We start from the raw sequence: 18,674 nt of genomic DNA, 5'->3' as shown, positions 1-18,674 counted from the left end.
AGATTTCGTAAGGGTATTTTTCTAAGAGCTGGTGGATGCCCAACTCCCGACTGACGCTCTCCACCTTGCTCATCATTTCCTTGACCGGTCTGCGAGAGAGGACTAGAGGGAGAAGAATATTGTCTTTGACAGACAAGGTATCGAGCAAATTGAAATCTTGAAAGACGAAGCCTAGTTTTTCCCGACGGAAGCTGGACGCATCCTTGTTCTTGATGGTTGAGGTGTCCGTGCCATTGAGGTAGACCCGCCCTTCGGTCGGCTGATCCAGCATGGCCAGGATGTTGAGGAGGGTCGATTTCCCGGATCCTGATTCCCCCATGATGGCGACGTATTCGCCCTTTTCAACGGTAAAATGGATATCCTTTAAGGCTTCAACCTGCGTTCCTTGAAAGCGGGTTTTGTAGATCTTTTTGATATGTTGAACATCTAGTAATGACATACTTTTCTCCTTTTACTAGTAGATCAAGAAAAATTCTTGGGTTTGTTGCAGGACTTGGAGACCAAATTCCGTCTTTTCCAGATCGGGTTGGTTGCAGGGTTTCTCAGTCTTTTTGAGTTGTTTCATCCATTTCAAGAGTTTCATTTTCTTGACCTCCTTCATTTGATGAGACTATTGTATAAAAAATAAAAGGCGGCTACCATAACCTAACCTTTCATTTTACCGTTTATTTCTTACATTTTTGTAAGATGGGGAAATCTTAATCCATGACCAACTTCTTTTCTTCAAAGCGAATAGCAACGGTCGTGCCTTGGCCAACCTCTGAATGGAGGGTGATCCTGTGGCCCAATTGCTCTGCGATTTTCTTAGATAGATAAAGCCCAAGCCCTGAGGATTGCTGGGTCAGGTGGCCATTGTAGCCGGAGAAGCCCCGCTCAAAGACGCGAAGCACATCGCTATTTTTGATCCCAATCCCGCTATCTTTTATATAGAGAGTCTGGTTTTTAAAATAAATCTCAATCCCACCGGTACTGGTGTACTTGAGGCTATTGGACAAGAGCTGCTCGATAATAACCAGGAGCCATTTGCGGTCGGTGATGACCTCCTGCTCCAAATCATGCAGGTCCACTTTCAAGTTCTTTTGGATAAAAAAGAGGGCATACTTGCGGACCACTTCCTTGACCAAATCTTCAACCGACACGCGCTTTAAGACTAGATCATCATGAAAACTCTCCAGTCGCAGGTACTGCAAAACCAGATTGGCATAGGAGTCAATCTTAAAGAGTTCCTGTTCCATCTGCTGCTTGACAATGGGTGTCTCGACATCTTGCACCAAGAGCTGGCTGGCCGCAATGGGCGTCTTAATCTGGTGAACCCAGAGGGTATAGTAATCCATCAGGTCATTGAACTTGGCCTGGGCTGTCTTTCCTTCTTCCAGGCGCGCCTGCTGTTCTTCCGTGTATTTTTCATAGAGGAGGTGTTCCAGTGGTGAGGCAACCTCTATTTCCTCATAAAGTGCGGCTTTGCGGTAGTCCCGAAAGGTCATGGCGAAATCCCAGATCAAGACACAGAAGGCAAAAAAGCCTAGCACTAGGGTCGCATAGAGGAAAACCGTCCCTGTCTCTGGAAAGAGATAGGCAAAGACCAAATCAATGATCAAAAAGATGACCAATAGATAGAGTAGGCGCCTGCGGGATACCACATACTGCCAGAAGATCGTTCCAAATTTATTCATGGGTCAACCCGTAACCGATGCCTTTCTTGGTTTCGATGAAGTTTGACAAGCCAGCCTCTTCTAACTTCTTGCGAAGGCGAGCCACATTGACAGACAAGGTATTGTCATCAATAAAGAAGTCGCTATTCCAGAGCTCCTTCATCATATCATCACGCGACACGATACTGCCTGCGTGCTCAAACAGGACGCGCAGGATCTGAAATTCATTCTTGGTCAGCTTGATGACTTTCCCTTCATACACCAAGTCCGTGGACTTGAGATTGAGGATAGCTCCCCGGTGCTCCAGCAGATTTTGATCTGTCCCAAATTCGTAAGAGCGGCGCAAGAGTCCTTGGACCTTGGCAAGGAGGACATTTTGGTCAAAAGGCTTGGTGACAAAGTCGTCTCCACCCATATTGATGGCCATGACAATATCCATGGCTTGATCCCGTGAAGAAAGAAACATGATCGGAACCTTTGAAACCTTGCGAATCTCCTGGCACCAGTGGTAACCATTGTAGAGAGGCAGGCCAATATCCATGAGAATCAAGTGGGGGTCACTTTCGACAAAGATCCCGAGGACATCCATAAAATCCTCTACTGCGACCACTTCATAGCCCCATTGTTCCAATAATTGTTTGACTTGTTGGCGGATAATTTCATCGTCTTCTACTAAGAGAATTTTATGCATGGCTTTCTTTCCTTCTTTTTTTCTTCTTCCTATTATAACAGATTAAACAGCAGAGAAAAAGGCTGTTTCAGAGGGAAAGAAGAACTGGCTCCTCCTTTCTTAATGGGAGGCGCTTTTTCTCCATCCATTTTTGTGCTATACTGAAAGAAATAAGACACGGGAGGCACAGATGTCGACGATTTTTGATTACCTAAAAGAAGTGACTTACGATTCCATATATGACCGCCCCTTCAAGGAGCTGGATGTCCTCGCATTGACAGAGCTGACCTATCTGCCCTTTGGACACATTGTACCTCAAGGAGATACAACAGGAATTCCAGTGCGCCTGTCTGATGCGATGGAACTGATCGATCGGACTACCGATTTTATCGTGAGTAACCAGCACCTGCAATTAGTCGATGAGTTGGCTACTTCAAAGCGCTTTAAAAACATCAAACTCCTCAACTATGTCGATGAATACGATCCCGATGTGCAAAAACAGTTTGCGGCCATGACCTATCGGCTTAGTCTGGATACGTATTTGGTCGTTTTCAGAGGGACGGATGACACCTTGATCGGCTGGAAGGAAGACTTCCACATGACCTATATGGACCATGTTCCAGCTCAGAAGCGCGCAGCCAGCTACCTGCAACATGTCATGAAGGAATTTCCAAAAGGATGTTTCTTAGTAGCCGGTCACTCCAAAGGGGGAAATCTCGCAACCTATGCCTGCTCGTATCTACCTGATTCCTTATTTGAACGGGTCGACGCCATCTACAGCTACGATGCTCCTGGCCTCAACAAGGCCATTATCGAGACCGAAGGCTACCAGCGCACGTCCCCAAACATTCGTCGATTTGTCCCTCAAGGATCCATCGTTGGCATGATGTTGGAAGTACCAGAACCGACGACCATTGTCAAAAGTCGCGCCTTGGGTGGTTTTGCCCAGCACGACGCCTTCACTTGGGAAATTAAGGACTACAGCTTTGTGACCGTTTCTGAAACCAGCACAGATAGCCAACAGACAGATCTCACCTTGAAGCAATGGGTTCGTGAGACCTCGGCAGACGAGCGCAAGAAGTTCTTTGATACCTTTTTTGGCATTTTTCTAGATGCCGGCATCACTTCCATCAATGACCTAACCGATCTCAAACAGCTAGCTAAGGCCAAAGAAATCCTTCAAAATGCTCAGGACCTAGATCCAACCGAGCGAGAAATGCTGGAACGTCTTGCTAAACAACTCATCGACACCAGGGTACAAGCTTGGAAAAAATGGCAGACAGTGCCCCGCATCCTGGTTCAAATGGCCGCATTTTTCAAACGGAAAAAAGTAATCGAGTCTACCTCTCCACTGCTCCTCGAGCACAAGGAATGAGACTCAACAACTGAAAAAAGAGACAACTTCTTCTATTCACTAAAACGCAAAAAGAGACTGGGACAAAAGTCCTAGCCTCTCAATTATTTTTAGGTTGTCGAGCAAGACGCAGTGGTTGAGTGGGCTCTACTACGCTGATTTCATCAGCTTTTACAGCCCTACTCAACTGTGCAGAGGTGGGACGACGAAATCGAATTCTAACGAATTACCGATTTCTGTCCCACTCTCTTTTCTATTTTCTATTGGTTCTGAGGAGATGGAGCATCTGGCGTGCTTGCTTCTGTTACAGCTGTGCTTGCAGGCTCTGTTTCTGTCTCAGTTGTGGCAGGCTTGCTTCCTTCTGAAGCTGCTACTTCTTTTTCTACCGGAGTTTCTGTAGCGACAGGCGTTTCAGCTGTGGAAGCTGGTTTGCCCGCTTCGCTTGCAGATGGTGCTGCAGCTAATTCTGCCTGGAAGGCTTGGATGGCCTGTAGTAAGGCTGCTTTATCACTCTTTGGATTAGCCAATTGGTCAAAGAGAGCTTCCAAGCGATCAAATACCGCATCACTAGCTCCCTTGTCCTGCAATTGTTGGTGCAAGGCCATCAATTGGTTATAGAGCTGTTGATAAAGAGCGACATCCCCAATTTGAGGCTCTTCCGTTTGCTTTTGTTTTTGCTTTTCAATGGTATCACTGATTTCGCGTAGAAGTGCTTCGCCACTTGTAATAGCCTTGTCTGGATTAGATTCTTTTCCAAGTTGAGCCAAGCCTGCTTCAAAAGCAGTTCGTTTGCCTTGGTCTTCGACTTGTGGCAAGAGCGACTGGATTTGCTCTAAGAGAGCTGTCAAAATCTTGTTCTGTTGACGGGCTTCTGTTGCCTTATCCAACTCTCCATACAAGCCTTTGAGGAAATCATAAACCGCTACGTTGTAGGATGGAGTTTGACTTCCTTTTTGATCCAAAACTGTTTTTTCAATAGGATAGGTTTGGCCTTTTTCCTGGGAGAAGAGCTGGTCAATAGCTTGCTTGGTTTGGTAGAGTTCCATAAAGTGAGACTTGGAATCCCAGGCTTCTTCAAAGGCTTGAGCTCGGTAAAGCTTCAAGGCTAGATCTGCTGCCTTGGTGCGGAGTTCTGGTGTCAAGCGCGCATCGCTCAAACTTTGGTAGAAGTACTTGAGATAGTCGACCGAGGTCACACCCGTCCGATCTTGCATCTCCTGAACAGCTTCTAATAGCTTCCCTTCCTGCTCTAAACGCTTGCTGTCCTTGGCAGCATAGGCTTCCTGCAATTGAGAGACCAACTCTTCCTTCTTCAATTGGAAGGCTTCTGTGTCTAGCAAGCGCACTTGTTCCAGCAATTCTTGGTAACGACGATCCAAGGCTGTCTCTTCTTTTGGTTTGACCGCTTGGGTCGCATGAATGTACTGCGCATCAACCTGTTTGAGACTTGCCAGATAGCCCTCTGTTGAGTTACTTGGGAAACTCTTGACATTTTCCAAGAAGTGGCCCAAGATGAGCTCAATCCGTCTTTGTTGCAATGGATCAGAAGCATAGAGACTGCGGCTTTCTGCTAAGAGCTGGTTGACCCTATCCTCTACGACTTTCTTGTCCAAGTCTCCTTTTTTATATGGCGATTGGATGGTTGGAAGACGGTGAGCTAAGTAGTCTGCTAGTCCTGCTGAACGTACCTTGATGTAGTGGTTGTGATCGCCATGCGGGATGACAAACTGGCCATTTTCAATCTGGAGGCTATAAGGAGAAATCCCTGAACGAAGCGCTGTTGCATAAAGTTCATTGATAAAGTCTAGTTCAGGATTGCCAGTTTCAAGTGGGATGCGGACATGTTCCTTCCGAACGGCATAAGGATGGATGTGGGTCGGATCGTATTCTTGGTCTGGATTGTTAAAGACAAAGAAACCATTGGAAATCTTAATGGCCTCGCGAGGGACACCGTAGGTCTTGCTGATGTACTGGATCTTTTCCTCATCTGAGGCATCACGAGAATAGGTCGCAACATCATCTGTCAGGGGCTGACCCTTGTCCTCTTCTTTCTTACCAGCTAGAGTTGCCTCTGCTGCTGCAATCTCTTGAGGAGAAAGGTCCTTTTTATAGAAATAATGGGCATGGTTGCCATGAGCGACCATATATCCTTCCTCGTCCTTGCTGATGACCTTGTCTGCGTGGAAACCATGGTCGTGCTCCTCTTTGTGATCGTGACTGTCGCCATGCTCATGATCAGGATCAACTGGTCTTGTGCTTGGATTTGAAGGCAAGCTTGGACTCACTTCTGTTGGACTACTAGATCCTTGAGCACGAAGCAATTGGAATTGCCGCGCCAACTCACGCTCTAAAGGCGATAGGGAGCTGTATGGGATAAAGTGGAAATGATCCCCATGAGGGTAGACAATCCCTTGATCGGTCCACTTGGTAATCTTGCTTGGATCAAAGACAGAACCGTCAGACTCCACATGACGAGAAGACAATGGGGCTTTCTGCAATTCTTCGATCAAGTTGGTCAGGGTTGGACTTGGTTTGGAAGTAGCTGGTTTAGAAGTCGTTGGGGTTGTCTGTGTATTGGTTGTACTAGCTGATGGCTGGTTGCTCGCTTGCTTCCCAAGGCTTGGAGAGGCTTGATCTGGAGTAGCTTGCTCTGTGCTTGCTCCAGCTAGGTGTGAGTTCCCAGCCTGATGACCGGCTTGACCACCTAAGACGGAGAGGGCTGCTGCTAACTCTCCAGCAGATAAAGCACTCTTTGGAATATAATGGAAATGGCCACCATGGGGCACAATAAAGCCGTCCCCTGTATCTGAAATGACATCTCCAGGGCTAAAGACATAACCATCGTCCGTACGATAGCCACCACCTGTATGGTTCTTAGCCGTCAGCATCTCAAGAGTTTTTCCTTCTTTCAGCGCTTGACTCGGTTGACGGAAGTCACGGGTCTTGCCTGCCTTGTGCGAGGAGCTCGCTTGCACCGATCCCGTCTCTCCTTCTTCTTTGGTGCCTCCCTTTTGCTGTTGGGCGATCTCTTCGATCGAGCGCACATTGACTGTATGTTGGGCATCCTTTAAGTAGAGATAGTATTTCCCAGCGCGTTTGATAATATAGCCATCCTTGACCTTGCTCACGATATCCGCTTCTTGCAACTGATAAGTTGGATCCCGCAAAATCAACTCTTCACTAAAGATGGCATCAAATGGGACCTTGCCGCTGTAGTAATGAAAATGATCTCCATGAGAAGTGACAAAGCCTTCATCTGTAATCTTGATGACAATCTGCTCTGCCTGGGTCTTTTCCTTGGCATTGACCGCTTCGATGCTGTCTTCCTTTTTACTGGAGGCAGACGATGACGATTTCTTGTCCGCTTGCAAATACTGAATCTGATTCTTTTTCTCTTCCTTAGCTTGTGGTTGCTGACTGAGCGCATAGGCACATAGCCCTATTCCCAAAGTTGCTACAATTCCAATCGTTCCCTTTTTCTTCATCCTTGATTTACTCCTCTAATTCCTTGGCTAAACTCGCCATATTTTCTTCTAAATTTGCTAATAGATCCTTATCGTTTTGCGGATCAGCTTCCAGTGGATCCAAGACCTTGACACGCGCCCCTGTTGCCTTAGCGATACTATCTGCCACCTTTGACGACGTGTGCTTTTCCACAAAGATCGTTTTCACCTTGTAGTCTTTGACAAACTGCTGGATCTCGGCCAATTGCCGAGCGGTCGGTTCTTGCTCTGGGGAAATCCCAGCAATCCCTAACTGCTTGAGACCAAAGCGTTTGGCCAGATAAGAAAAGGCCGTATGCTGGGTCACAAAAGTCTTTTGTTTGGCCTTGTCAAAGAGAGGCTGGTAGTGGGCTACCAGTTCCTCACAGCGCTTTTCAAGCTTTTGAGCATTGGCCTGATAGCGCTCCTTGTTCTTTGGATCGATCTCTCCCAAGCGCTGGGCAATGATCTTTCCTTCCTCTGCGATTTTTACAGGATCCAACCAAGTATGCGGATCATATAAATGCTTGGCTTCTTTTCCCTGACCAGCTTCGACATCCTCTAATCCAGCCACCTTATCAAGGGTCATTCCTTGGCTGCCTTCGATCACTCGCAACTTGGAACCTTGAAGATTGGGATCTAAGCGACCGGCCCAAGATTCCAGGGTCTGAGAATGATAGACAAATACATCCGCATCATAAATCTGGGCCACTTCCTTGGTTGAGGGTTCATAATCATGGATCCCTGCACCGGACTGAACCATCCAGATGTCATTTTGATCGCCAGAGATTTCCTTGACCAGGGCATAGATAGGATAAAAACTCGTGACAATTTTAAGACCTTTTTTAGAAGGGGGCTTGCCTGCATTTCCTTGACTTCCACAAGCTGTCAGCAGAAAGAAACCGAGAAACAAGAGTCCCAGAACCTTCATTTTTCTCCTTTTCATCCTTCACCTCTTTTTTATTTTTATTAACCAGTTTATTAATCAGTTAATTAACTAGTTAATAATACTGCTATTTGTTTGCTTTGTCAAGCCTTTTTTACATTTTTTTCCTTTTAATGCTAGGGACTAACCTTTTACTAGCCTCCACGACCTTTCCCTGCAGAAAAAAAGAGACTGGGACAAAAGTCCTAGCCTCTCAATTATTTTTAGGTTGTCGAGCAAGACGCAGTGGTTGAGTGGGCTCTACTACGCTGATTTCATCAGCTTTTACAGCCCTACTCAACTGTGCAGAGGTGGGACGACGAAATCGAATTCTAACGAATGACCGATTTCTGTCCCACTCTCTTTTATTGACGGTAGAAATATTGATCAACCGGGTAGTTGCCTGCAGATTGAGTGACCACTAGACGTGGCTTGCTGGTATCAGACTGGTCTCCATCTGGATTTTGGAAACCGATTTTCAGCAGTCCAATCGCAGCACCAGTCTCACCCATCTTCATCTCAACATAAGGGATCTTGCTCTTCTTATCTGAGTCCGCAACGGCCTTGAGGCTACCTTGGCCCTTGACTTTTCCATCTGCTTGGATGACGATCTCAGCTCCTTTGCCATTGCGCCAGGTTCCAGCTAAGCTTGAGAAGTCACCTCCGTTAATGGCCGCAATATCCAAGTCTTTCTCTTTTTTCGGTTGCGGGTAAGCTTTCCACCACTCTAGATGGTAATCACGGAAAGCCGCATCCCCAAAGAGAATCCGACGTTCTTGAGAAGCCACTCCATCAGGACCTGTCACACCTGCTGGGATCAAGTACAAGATTTGCTCTTGCCCTTGGATCGCAGTCGCATTTGCTCCAGTGAAATAAACTTCATAATAGCCTTTTCGCTTCTTGGGCTCTTTTTCTTTATTGAACAAGTAACTTGCCCGAGTGCCTCCACTCCAGAAAGTCCAGCCAGTCTCCCCATTTACAATACTTGGAAAGGCATTGGTCTTGTTTTGGTAATATTCTTCTGGAGTATAGCCATAAAGTTTAAAACCGGAATCGGCGATTTCCTTTTCATAGGTATCATTGGAATAAGCACCTTCAAACGGTGAGAGATTGCCATCAAGGACGACATCATTGGGATCTGTCGATTTGAAAAAATCCTCTCGATTGGCAAAAACCATCTCGTGGTCGGGATTTTTATCAGACATGGTGACCGTGATCAAAGGCTTCTTGTCTGTCTTGTATTTGAAGACACGAACAGTGACTGTAAAGTCTGTATTCCCATCGGACTTTTTCATCTTGCCTGTCGAAACTTTATTAGCCCCTTCGACCTTCCAATCCGTGCTAAATTCAGCAGATACCTTGCCGTCAGCCGTTTGGTAATCGATTTTCCAGGCCTTGCCTTTTTTCTCGATTTTGGCTTCATCCCGTTCATTAGAGACGTAGTCACCACTCAAGTCAATAGCTTTTTCCTTTGGCTTGGTGACCTTCTTACTGGTCTGGTTAAATTCCTTTTGATGGTCTGGTTGGATGTTGGAACTAGAGTAGAGATAGACTCCACCGATCAGAACAACTGTTCCGACCAGCCCCAAAATCGGCCCCAGGTATTTTTTCTTCCACTTAAGATTCATTTCACTACCTCCATGGAATAAGATCTTTACACTAGTATACCCTAAATCGAAAGTATAGTAAAATTCCCCTCTATGTAGTGGTTTCCCCGGCTTAAACCGACTAGCTTGAGCAGAGAATACCTGTTTTTCAAAAATAATATTTTGTTTATCGTTATTTTTTTATCGTTTTTCGATACTTTTTATTGACTAATTTTTTATAAGGAGTATACTATAAGTGAAAAATAAATAAACTTCAAGGAGGCTTGCGATGAAAAACTCAAAAACCTTAAAAAATGTCATTGAAGTCTTGACGGCTTTCATTTACTTCTGTGGCTTTATGACTGTGGCTGCACTGGTCGTCCACCTGCTTTCACGGATGGGAGTGTTTAAAGATCTCATTCAAACTGGACGCTTGTCCTTTGATGTGAATGGCATCCAGCTCTTCCCCAAACATCCGCAACCTCTCTGGCAGTTGCTCTTTCCACTAGCCTCAAGCGCTATCTATATTTACCTTCTCATCACCATTCGTAGCTTCCTCCAAAATCTCTACCAAGAAAAGATCTTTTCTCACTCCAACATTGATCTTTGCAACCGAGCTTGGAAGATTCTCTTGGTCTTGTCCTTTATGTCTGGCACACTTGAAACCAGTGGAAATGCTTATCTCCTTCCCTTCACTTTCCAATTTACCTTTAACACAGGGCTTCTCCTTGCCGTTCCAATCGTCTGGGTCTCTGGCAAGATTTTAGAGAGAGGTATTGAGATTGCTGAAGAAAATGAGCTAACCATTTAAGGAGGGTGCCATGATTATCGTCAATCTAGATGTCATGCTGGCCAAGCGGAAAATGAAATCCAATGAGCTAGCCGATAAAATCGGCATCACGACTGCTAACCTCTCCATTCTCAAGACCGGTAAGGCCAAAGCCATCCGCTTCACCACCCTTGAAGCCATCTGCAAAGAACTCGACTGCCAGCCAGGAGATATCCTAGAATACCGGCCGGATGAATAGGGACTATATTCGGAGACTTTCCATAGGTGAGGACGGACGGTAGCGAATCCCTTTGGGATTCCATACCTAAGATTTGAGCCCACTGTCTCAAATCTTCCGAGAGTCTGAAACGATACCGTTTCAGACTCTTTTCTCACTGCGGAAGTCTCCATTAATATTCATTACTAATAGGACTCATATACCATCCTTATAAAATTCAATGATGGGAACTATATCGACACAAGAAAAGCACTCCCGCGGGAGTGCTTTTCTATATATGTTTAACCAATAATGCTTCCATTTGGAACAGATGGATCAACAGTTAAGACTGTTAATTGATCTCCATGTTCAGCTGAAAGAATCATGCCTTGGCTGACGTATTTTTTCATCATCTTACGTGGTTTGAGGTTGGCCACGATTTGGAGTTTTTTGCCGACCAATTCTTGTTCATTTGGATAGAATTTCGCGATACCAGAGAGGATTTGACGGTCTTCACCGTCACCAGCGTCAAGGCGGAAGCGAAGCAATTTGTCTGATCCTTCGACGCGTTCCACTTCTTTGACTTCTGCTACACGGATTTCAACCTTGTCAAATTCTTCAAATTTGATCTCGTCTTTTTCAGACTTGAGTTCCACTTCTTCTGGAATCCATTCTTTTTCTTGTGGTTTGCCTGCAGTCATTTGAGATTGGATGTAGGCAATTTCTTCTTCCATGTCGAGACGTGGGAAGATTGGAGTTCCTTTGGCAACTACTGTGACATTTTCAGGGAAGCCTGCTAAGGTCAAATTTTCAAGATCGAAGTCCAAGCCCAAGCCAAGTTGTTCCATGATGGCGTTTGAGGTGTTCATCATGAATGGTTGGATCAAGTGAGCCACGACACGAAGGCTAGCCGCCAAGTGAGCCATGACCGCTGCCAATTGTTCCTTGTCACCATCTTCTTTAGCGAGGACCCAAGGCGCTGTCTCATCGATGTACTTGTTGGTCCGGGAGATGATGTTCCATACGGCTTCCAAAGCGCGTGGGTAATCAACTGCATTCATTTGCTTGTGGTATTCAGCGATGTTTTCTTCAACTACCTTAGACAAATCAGCATCAAATGCAGTGACTTTTTCGACATAAGCTGGAACTTGGCCACCAAAGTATTTATTGATCATGGCTACCGTCCGGTTGAGGAGGTTTCCAAGGTCATTGGCCAATTCATAGTTGATGCGAGCTACGTAGTCTTCTGGTGTGAAAGTCCCATCAGAACCAACTGGCAAACTGCGCATGAGGTAGTAACGAAGTGGATCCAAGCCAAAGCGTTCCACCAACATTTCTGGATAGATGACATTTCCTTTAGACTTCGACATCTTGCCGTCTTTCATGACAAACCAACCATGAGCAATCAAGCGTTCTGGCAATTTGATATCCAACATCATGAGAAGGATTGGCCAGTAGATCGAGTGGAAACGAAGGATGTCTTTTCCAACCATGTGGAAGACGGTCCCGTTCCAGAATTTCTCAAAGTTTTCATGATCTTCTTGACCGTAACCAAGAGCCGTCACGTAGTTAAGAAGGGCATCGATCCATACATAGACCACGTGTTTTGGATTCGATGGAACTGGAACTCCCCAAGTAAAGGTTGTCCGAGATACCGCCAAATCTTCCAAACCTGGCTCGATGAAGTTTTTCAACATTTCATTGAGACGGCCGTCTGGCGTGATGAAATCCGGTTGAGATTTGAAAAATTCAACCAGACGGTCTTGGTATTTGCTGAGGCGAAGGAAGTAAGATTCTTCAGAAACCCATTCTACTTCGTGGCCTGATGGGGCTACCCCACCGATAACCTTACCATTCTCATCACGGAATACTTCAGCCAATTGGCTTTCTGTGAAGAACTCTTCATCAGAGACTGAGTACCAACCAGAGTATTCACCAAGGTAGATGTCGTCTTGCGCAAGTAAGCGTTCAAAGACTTGGGCCACCACTTCTTCATGGTAATCGTCTGTCGTACGGATGAATTTATCGTATGAGATATCGAGTAATTGCCAGAGTTCTTTCACTCCAACGGCCATCCCATCTACGTAAGCTTGTGGCGTAATCCCAGCTTCTTCTGCTTTTTGCTGGATCTTTTGACCGTGCTCATCAAGACCAGTCAGGTAGAAAACATCGTAGTTCATCATGCGTTTGTAACGCGCCAAGACGTCACAGGCAATCGTTGTATAAGCTGAACCAATATGCAATTTACCAGATGGGTAATAGATAGGGGTTGTGATGTAGAATGATTTTGTCATTTTCTTTTCCTTTCAGGGCTAATGGAACCCAATTTAGTAACACTCTATTATAACATTTTTAGGAGACCCTGAAAACCCAAAACCAGCTAGGATCTAAGGAAGGCAAGCAAAAAAGCTGACCGAAGTCAGCTTTTTGTATGGATAACAAATCCCGTTATAATTGCCTCGCTTTTGCATTTTCAGGCTCGGGATAAAAATATCCACTGGATATTTTTATTTACCAAGATAGTATTCTTTTACAACGTTCAATTTTTCGTCAAATTCGAATACCAATGGTGGGAAGTTAGGGATTTCCACATCCATGATTTCGTCGTCTGACAATTGTTTGATGTGTTTTACAAGGGCACGGATTGAGTTACCGTGTGCTCCTACGAATACGTTTTTACCGTCTTTAAGAGCTGGAGCGATTTTATCTTCCCAGAATGGAAGGGCACGTTCCAAAGTAACTTTCAAGTTTTCAGCATCTGGAATTACTGAATCGTCAAGTGAAGCGTAACGACGGTCAGTGTGAGCTGAGTGTTCATCATCACGGTCCATTGCAGGAGGCAATACATCGTAAGAACGACGCCAGATGTGAACTTGTTCATCACCAAATTGTTCAGCAGCTTCTGCTTTGTTTTTACCAGTCAAACCACCGTAGTGACGTTCGTTCAAGCGCCATGATTTTTCAACTGGAACCCACAATTGGTCAGAAGCTTCAAGAGCCAAGTTAGTAGTTTTGATCGCACGTTTCAATACTGAAGTATAAGCTTGGTCAAATTCGATACCAGCTTCTTTGATCAATTTACCAGCGTCGATCGCTTGTTGTGTACCTTTTTCAGACAAATCAACATCAGCCCAACCAGTGAAAAGGTTAGCTTTGTTCCATTCAGACTCACCGTGGCGAGCAAAAACCAATTTTACCATTAGATGGATCTCCTTTTTATTCTCCGAGGTTTCCCCCGTTTATCTATTCTATTCTACTAGATTTTCAGTGAAAAATCTAGTGGCGACCATAGAAAAGTGCAATTTCTCACAAAAAAGAGCCTGACGGCTCTGATTTTTCTCACATTAATTTTTCTGACAGTCGGGGCAAATGCCATAGACGGTCATCTGAGTCTTGGTGATCTGGTAACCACTTTGACTGGCTGCTTCATCGCGAAGATCTGGGACTTCAATGTCCACATCTGCGATACGACCACATTTTTCACATACCACATTCAAATGGTCATGCCCCATGAAATCAAAATAGGTCGTGGTATCATTGCGAACCTTGATCTCAGAGACAACCCCCTCATCAATTAAAACCTTGATATTGTTGTAGACAGTTGCTAGACTCATGCTTGGAAACTGAGGCAATAAATCGCGATAGATCTTCTCAGCGCTTGGATGTTCATGACTCGCCACTAAATAGGAAAGAACTGCTCTGCGGGTATCGGTAATCCGAATGCCCTTGGCACGCAAATTTTGCAAGACTTCTTCCACGCGCTCTTCTTCATGACGATGCAATGCGTTCACTATGATTCCCCCTTTCCAATATGATTTAATCGATTCGTTACCCTTATTATATCATGTTTCAAAATAAATCACTATTTAGAATGCTTTTAATTAAAAAAAATATCCAGTGGACATTTTTTTCATGAGCCTGAAAACGGAAAAGCGAGTTTATATCCAGGGGACATTGATTCACGAGCCTGAAAACGGAAAAGCGAGTTCATGTCCGGGGGACATTGATTAACGATCCTGAATACGAGTCTAATCTACTCTCAGCCGATCCAACTGGTCATCCAGCGCACGGTTCCTAGGATCATTTTGACCACGAGGATCATAAAGCAAAATTCCAGTACGAACCACAGCCCTTTCAATAGATACAAAATAGGTCGGATAAACAACAAGGCAAAGAGTCCTAAAATGAATCGCATGGTCTTTTCTCTCTTTCTTTTTTCCTATTATACCCTTATCCTATAGAGCTGTCCAACAAAAAAACCATCCTAGAAATCTAGGATGGCTTTTCAAAATGCAATTATTTAACTGCTTCTTTAAGAGCTTTACCAGCTTTGAATGCTGGAACTTTAGAAGCTGCGATTTTGATTTCTTTACCAGTTTGTGGGTTGCGACCTTTACGAGCTGCACGTTCACGAACTTCGAAGTTACCGAAACCGATCAATTGAACTTTTTCACCTTTTGAAAGGTATTCTGAAACTGCTGCGAATACAGCGTCAACAGCTGCTGCTGAATCTTTTTTAGTCAATTCTGTAGCTTCTGCCACTTTTGCGATCAAATCTTGTTTGTTAGCCATTTAACAAATCCTCCAAATTTTTTTAGGCTTTACGCCTTAACAGTACTATAATATCTAAAAAAAGCCTTTAGGTCAAGTACTAAACCTGTTTTTTCAAACATTTATTCAGCTTATTCGTAGCGCACCAAAACTGCAAATGCATTCTCACCTGTATGGGTTTGAATAATCGATCCAGTTTCTAGAACTGGGATCGCATTTTCAACGAGCGATTGCAACTGAGCCTTCATTTCATTGGCCCACTCTGGTGTCCCTGCGTAAGAAATCCCGATCTCAGCCACCTTACTATGGGAAAGTTTCTCTACCAATTCATCCAACCATTTCTTAAAGGTCTTGTTTCCACGTCCCTTGACGATTGGTTCCAACTGATGGTCCTTCATTTCCATCACCACACGGATGTTGAGAAGCGAGCTCAAAAGTCCGGTAACACGGCCAATCCGACCACCTTTAACTAGATTTTCCAAGGTAGATACGCCGATATACAACTCTGTCTTTTCTTTGACTTCTTCGATACGTGCTAAAATGGTGTCTAGATCTGCTCCTTCTTTAGCCAACTTAGCTGCTTCAACCACTTGGAACTTCATGGCTTGGTCTGTAAAGCCACTATCAATCACAGTTACTTCTGCCCCTGATAAGGTTGCCCCTTGACGAGCCGCCTCTACGGTTCCTGACAAGGCGTGAGACATATGAATCGAAACGATATGAGCTCCGTCTGCTGCTAGTTTTTCATAAATTTCCGCAAAGACTCCAACGGGTGGTTGGCTGGTCTTTGGAAGATTTTTACTAGACTGCATTAAGCGCAAGAAGTCCCCTTCACCCAACTCACTGTCGGAATAAAGGACTCCATCTACCATAACAGAAAGTGGCACAATGGTGATGCCATATTCTTCAACCACTTCAGGCTCAATTGTAATAGATGAGTCTGTAACTATTTTAATATTTGCCATATATTTCTATACTCTTCCTAAGAATGTTCTGCTTTCATTATATCAAAAAACACGGGGTTTTGCAGTGAAAGATATCCATTCCTGCTTCCTCAGTCGTCTGCAGCAGAAAAACCTGTATTATGAAGGACATGGTCATGGACGATGCCTTGATCATCCAAGAGCAATCCATGGAGGACTCCACCATAGACAGCGCCTCCATCGACGCCCATTTTCTGATCTGAAATCCAAAGATTTTCGGTACCGACTGGCTCATTGAGCAGTCCATAAACTGGTGTATGGCCAAAGACGATCCATTTGCCTGTTTGATTCTCGGCTTCATGGAATGGTTTTCGGATCCAGACTTTTTGGTAATCACTGGTTTCCCGCCAATTTTCAAGGCTTAGATCCACACCAGCGTGAACAAAATAATAGGTCTCTGTCTCGTAGTCAAAAGGCAAACTACGGATGAAGGCCACCAAGTCAGGAACGGCATTTTCTACTGCTTGCGCATCTGCAATGCCATCTACAGGAGCATCGAGCGGCCGGCCTAACAGAGAGTTGATGGTCGTATCGCCACCATTTCTTCGGTAGTGGTCATAACGCTCTTCTGGATTGTCCAACCAGGCTAAAAACATGTACTCGTGATTCCCGGAAAGGCAAACAGCTCCGTGATGGTCTACGTAGTCCTTTACGATTTCAATTGATCGTTTGCTGTTTTCGCCTCGATCTATCAAATCCCCTAAAAAGACTAATTGAGCTTTTCCATCCCACTCTGTCATGAGCTCTTCTAGCATTTGTGCTTTTCCGTGAATATCTCCGACTACAAAGTATGTTGACATTGTTTCAAACCTTCTTTCTCTTAACGCTTGAGAAGTTGCTCTGCTTGTTGACGGGCAGCTTCCGTTAGATCCTCTCCTGCCAGCATCTTGGCAATTTCTTCGATTCGTTCTTCTCTATTGAGCAAACGCACAGTAGATACAGTTGAGTGTTCATCACTGATTTTCTCAATATAGAATTGATAATCTGCTGCAGCGATGACTTGAGGCAGGTGAGAAATGGCAAGCACTTGGCCATTTTGACCAATCTTATGAATTTTCGCTGCGATGGCTTGAGCCACGCGCCCAGAAACTCCTGTGTCTACCTCATCAAAGACGATACTGGTTTTTCCTTCTTTTCGAGAAAAAGCAGACTTAATGGCCAACATCAAGCGTGACAATTCTCCGCCGGATGCTACCTTGACCAGCGGTTTAAAGTCCTCACCTGGGTTGGTCGAAATGTAAAATTCAACAGCTTCATTTCCTTCACGATTAAACTTAGCTTTGCTAAATCGCACTTGGAAGCGCGCCTTATCCATGTAAAGGTCCGCTAATTCTTGCTGGATTTCATTTTCTAAAGCTTGGGCCAAGGCATGCCGCTGATCACTCAAATTTTGAGCTAAGGTTACCAAACTCTTTTCCAAACGTTTGAGTTCTTTTTCTAATTCCTCAGATGAGAGGTCACTTCCAGTGAGGAGACTATATTCTTTAGTAATTTGCGCCAGATATTCTAAGACGTCCTTGACTTGGCCACCATACTTGCGGGTGATAGAATGGATCAAATCCAAACGTGACTCCACCTGCATGAGACGATTGCCATCAAACTCCAGACCATCGACCACATCTTCTAAGCGTTTGGTAATGTCCTCAAGGGCATAGAAGGTTTCCGCCAGCTGGCCTGAGAGCTCTTTGTAGCTGGTATCATATTCTTCAATACTTTCCAGATCATTCATGGCTGAGCGAACATTGGCTAGACTCGAAAACTCTTCTGCATCCAGCATGGTATAGGCATTGGTTAGGATATCTGCGATCATTTTATGATTGAGCAGGCGTTGGCGTTCTTGCTCCAAACGCACATCCTCATCCACTTCCAAGGCAGCTGCCTCAATCTCCGCAATCTGAAACTCCAACATCTCAATACGGGCCTTGTTTTCCTGCTGGTTGCGCTGGAGTTCCACCACTTGTTTGCGCAGGCGTTTGTAGTCTTCGAAGGTCTGACGATAAGCGTCTTTGGTTTGGAAAAAGGCTGCATCCCCAAATTCATCCAGCATAGCGATATGCAATTGGGGCCGCATAAGTTCTTCCTGATCATGCTGGCCATGGATATCCACTAAATGTTGACCGACTGCCTTTAAGACAGATAAATTCACCATTTGACCATTGATCCGGCTGACACTTCGTCCATTTTGCAAAATCTCTCGGCGAATGATCAATTCATCGGTCCACTCTAGTCCTTGCTCTTCAAAAAGAGCTGTCAGGTGTCGATTGCTCTCAACGGTGAAGAGACCTTCGATTTCCGCTTTTGGGGCTCCGTGTCGAATGACATCCGTCGTTGCACGGCTTCCCAGCATCATGTTCATGGCATCGATAATGATGGATTTCCCTGCACCTGTTTCCCCTGTCAGTACCGTCATTCCCTTTTCAAAATTTAAGGAAATCTCCTCGATAATGGCAAAGTTCTTAATCGAAATTTCTAATAGCATAGGCTC

General features: G+C 44.9%; 17 protein-coding genes. 3 read left to right on the top strand and 14 right to left on the bottom strand.

What is annotated here, in order from left to right:
- The 4 genes from HMPREF2893_RS00480 to HMPREF2893_RS00470 form a co-directional block, all read right to left on the bottom strand.
- On the bottom strand, window positions 1-439 hold a 439-nt coding region (locus tag HMPREF2893_RS00480; RefSeq protein WP_148131905.1), incomplete at its 3' end, for an ABC transporter ATP-binding protein.
- A 15-nt stretch (window positions 440-454) separates the two neighbouring features.
- Window positions 455-583 (bottom strand): hypothetical protein, encoded by a 129-nt coding sequence (locus HMPREF2893_RS11130; protein WP_003011905.1) that lies wholly within the window; start codon window positions 581-583, stop codon window positions 455-457.
- A 115-nt stretch (window positions 584-698) separates the two neighbouring features.
- Window positions 699-1,673 (bottom strand): sensor histidine kinase, encoded by a 975-nt coding sequence (locus HMPREF2893_RS00475; protein ID WP_070673781.1) that lies wholly within the window; start codon window positions 1,671-1,673, stop codon window positions 699-701.
- Window positions 1,666-2,343 carry a response regulator transcription factor gene (locus HMPREF2893_RS00470; protein ID WP_070673780.1) on the bottom strand — a complete coding sequence of 226 codons (678 nt, stop codon included), beginning with the start codon at window positions 2,341-2,343 and terminating at the stop codon, window positions 1,666-1,668. The genes HMPREF2893_RS00475 and HMPREF2893_RS00470 overlap by 8 nt, the downstream gene beginning before the upstream one ends.
- A 169-nt stretch (window positions 2,344-2,512) precedes the next feature.
- On the opposite strand from HMPREF2893_RS00470, the gene HMPREF2893_RS00465 reads away from it, so the two are divergent.
- Window positions 2,513-3,697 carry a DUF2974 domain-containing protein gene (locus tag HMPREF2893_RS00465; RefSeq protein ID WP_070673779.1) on the top strand — a complete coding sequence of 395 codons (1,185 nt, stop codon included), beginning with the start codon at window positions 2,513-2,515 and terminating at the stop codon, window positions 3,695-3,697.
- A gap of 239 nt (window positions 3,698-3,936) precedes the next feature.
- Here the strand turns inward: HMPREF2893_RS00465 and HMPREF2893_RS00460 are convergent, their stop codons facing one another.
- The 3 genes from HMPREF2893_RS00460 to HMPREF2893_RS00450 form a co-directional block, all read right to left on the bottom strand.
- A complete protein-coding gene (locus tag HMPREF2893_RS00460; protein ID WP_070673778.1) occupies window positions 3,937-7,161 on the bottom strand; it encodes a pneumococcal-type histidine triad protein in 3,225 nt (1,074 codons plus the stop codon).
- Window positions 7,162-7,168: 7 nt separating this feature from the next.
- Complete coding sequence (locus tag HMPREF2893_RS00455; RefSeq protein ID WP_070673777.1) at window positions 7,169-8,104, bottom strand: metal ABC transporter solute-binding protein, Zn/Mn family; 936 nt, start codon at window positions 8,102-8,104, stop codon at window positions 7,169-7,171.
- Between the two features lie 344 nt (window positions 8,105-8,448).
- Window positions 8,449-9,711: a DUF6287 domain-containing protein gene (locus HMPREF2893_RS00450; RefSeq protein ID WP_070673776.1), complete on the bottom strand. Its 1,263-nt coding sequence runs from the start codon at window positions 9,709-9,711 to the stop codon at window positions 8,449-8,451.
- Between the two features lie 247 nt (window positions 9,712-9,958).
- On the opposite strand from HMPREF2893_RS00450, the gene HMPREF2893_RS00445 reads away from it, so the two are divergent.
- Window positions 9,959-10,480: a DUF2975 domain-containing protein gene (locus HMPREF2893_RS00445; RefSeq protein ID WP_003006066.1), complete on the top strand. Its 522-nt coding sequence runs from the start codon at window positions 9,959-9,961 to the stop codon at window positions 10,478-10,480.
- 10 nt (window positions 10,481-10,490) lie between these two features.
- Window positions 10,491-10,697 (top strand): helix-turn-helix domain-containing protein, encoded by a 207-nt coding sequence (locus HMPREF2893_RS00440; RefSeq protein ID WP_003006064.1) that lies wholly within the window; start codon window positions 10,491-10,493, stop codon window positions 10,695-10,697.
- A gap of 260 nt (window positions 10,698-10,957) precedes the next feature.
- Here the strand turns inward: HMPREF2893_RS00440 and metG are convergent, their stop codons facing one another.
- The 7 genes from metG to recN all read right to left on the bottom strand — a co-directional run bounded on the left by metG (window position 10,958) and on the right by recN (window position 18,668).
- Window positions 10,958-12,949: a methionine--tRNA ligase gene (gene metG, locus HMPREF2893_RS00435; protein WP_070673775.1), complete on the bottom strand. Its 1,992-nt coding sequence runs from the start codon at window positions 12,947-12,949 to the stop codon at window positions 10,958-10,960.
- A gap of 213 nt (window positions 12,950-13,162) precedes the next feature.
- Window positions 13,163-13,855 carry a phosphoglycerate mutase gene (locus tag HMPREF2893_RS00430; protein WP_003012031.1) on the bottom strand — a complete coding sequence of 231 codons (693 nt, stop codon included), beginning with the start codon at window positions 13,853-13,855 and terminating at the stop codon, window positions 13,163-13,165.
- 144 nt (window positions 13,856-13,999) lie between these two features.
- Entirely contained in the window at window positions 14,000-14,446 is a 447-nt protein-coding gene (locus HMPREF2893_RS00425) for a Fur family transcriptional regulator (RefSeq protein ID WP_083312212.1), read from the bottom strand.
- Window positions 14,447-14,951: 505 nt separating this feature from the next.
- Window positions 14,952-15,227, bottom strand: a complete 276-nt coding sequence (locus HMPREF2893_RS00420; RefSeq protein ID WP_003006038.1) for an HU family DNA-binding protein — start codon at window positions 15,225-15,227, stop codon at window positions 14,952-14,954.
- A 110-nt stretch (window positions 15,228-15,337) separates the two neighbouring features.
- Window positions 15,338-16,171 (bottom strand): DegV family protein, encoded by an 834-nt coding sequence (locus HMPREF2893_RS00415; protein WP_070673774.1) that lies wholly within the window; start codon window positions 16,169-16,171, stop codon window positions 15,338-15,340.
- Between the two features lie 89 nt (window positions 16,172-16,260).
- Window positions 16,261-16,989, bottom strand: a complete 729-nt coding sequence (locus HMPREF2893_RS00410; protein WP_070673773.1) for a metallophosphoesterase — start codon at window positions 16,987-16,989, stop codon at window positions 16,261-16,263.
- Window positions 16,990-17,009: 20 nt separating this feature from the next.
- Window positions 17,010-18,668, bottom strand: coding sequence for a DNA repair protein RecN (gene recN, locus HMPREF2893_RS00405; protein ID WP_070673772.1), 1,659 nt, complete (start codon window positions 18,666-18,668; stop codon window positions 17,010-17,012).
- Between the last annotated feature and the right edge of the window lie 6 nt (window positions 18,669-18,674).

It is taken from the genome of Streptococcus sp. HMSC072C09 (assembly GCF_001813105.1).
GTDB lineage: Bacteria > Bacillota > Bacilli > Lactobacillales > Streptococcaceae > Streptococcus.
The sequence above is the reverse complement of the archived record's forward strand: the minus strand, read 5'-3'. Positions and strand labels throughout refer to the sequence as shown.

Coding starts and splice junctions, on each gene's coding strand:
- HMPREF2893_RS00465 (WP_070673779.1), top strand. CDS start 2,513: ATGTCGACGATTTTTGATTACCTAAAAGAAGTGACTTACGATTCCATA.
- HMPREF2893_RS00410 (WP_070673773.1), bottom strand. CDS start 16,989: ATGTCAACATACTTTGTAGTCGGAGATATTCACGGAAAAGCACAAATG.
- HMPREF2893_RS00420 (WP_003006038.1), bottom strand. CDS start 15,227: ATGGCTAACAAACAAGATTTGATCGCAAAAGTGGCAGAAGCTACAGAA.
- HMPREF2893_RS00475 (WP_070673781.1), bottom strand. CDS start 1,673: ATGAATAAATTTGGAACGATCTTCTGGCAGTATGTGGTATCCCGCAGG.
- HMPREF2893_RS00430 (WP_003012031.1), bottom strand. CDS start 13,855: ATGGTAAAATTGGTTTTTGCTCGCCACGGTGAGTCTGAATGGAACAAA.
- HMPREF2893_RS00450 (WP_070673776.1), bottom strand. CDS start 9,711: ATGAATCTTAAGTGGAAGAAAAAATACCTGGGGCCGATTTTGGGGCTG.
- metG (WP_070673775.1), bottom strand. CDS start 12,949: ATGACAAAATCATTCTACATCACAACCCCTATCTATTACCCATCTGGT.
- recN (WP_070673772.1), bottom strand. CDS start 18,668: ATGCTATTAGAAATTTCGATTAAGAACTTTGCCATTATCGAGGAGATT.
- HMPREF2893_RS00415 (WP_070673774.1), bottom strand. CDS start 16,171: ATGGCAAATATTAAAATAGTTACAGACTCATCTATTACAATTGAGCCT.
- HMPREF2893_RS00470 (WP_070673780.1), bottom strand. CDS start 2,343: ATGCATAAAATTCTCTTAGTAGAAGACGATGAAATTATCCGCCAACAA.
- HMPREF2893_RS00445 (WP_003006066.1), top strand. CDS start 9,959: ATGAAAAACTCAAAAACCTTAAAAAATGTCATTGAAGTCTTGACGGCT.
- HMPREF2893_RS11130 (WP_003011905.1), bottom strand. CDS start 583: ATGAAACTCTTGAAATGGATGAAACAACTCAAAAAGACTGAGAAACCC.
- HMPREF2893_RS00455 (WP_070673777.1), bottom strand. CDS start 8,104: ATGAAAAGGAGAAAAATGAAGGTTCTGGGACTCTTGTTTCTCGGTTTC.
- HMPREF2893_RS00440 (WP_003006064.1), top strand. CDS start 10,491: ATGATTATCGTCAATCTAGATGTCATGCTGGCCAAGCGGAAAATGAAA.
- HMPREF2893_RS00460 (WP_070673778.1), bottom strand. CDS start 7,161: ATGAAGAAAAAGGGAACGATTGGAATTGTAGCAACTTTGGGAATAGGG.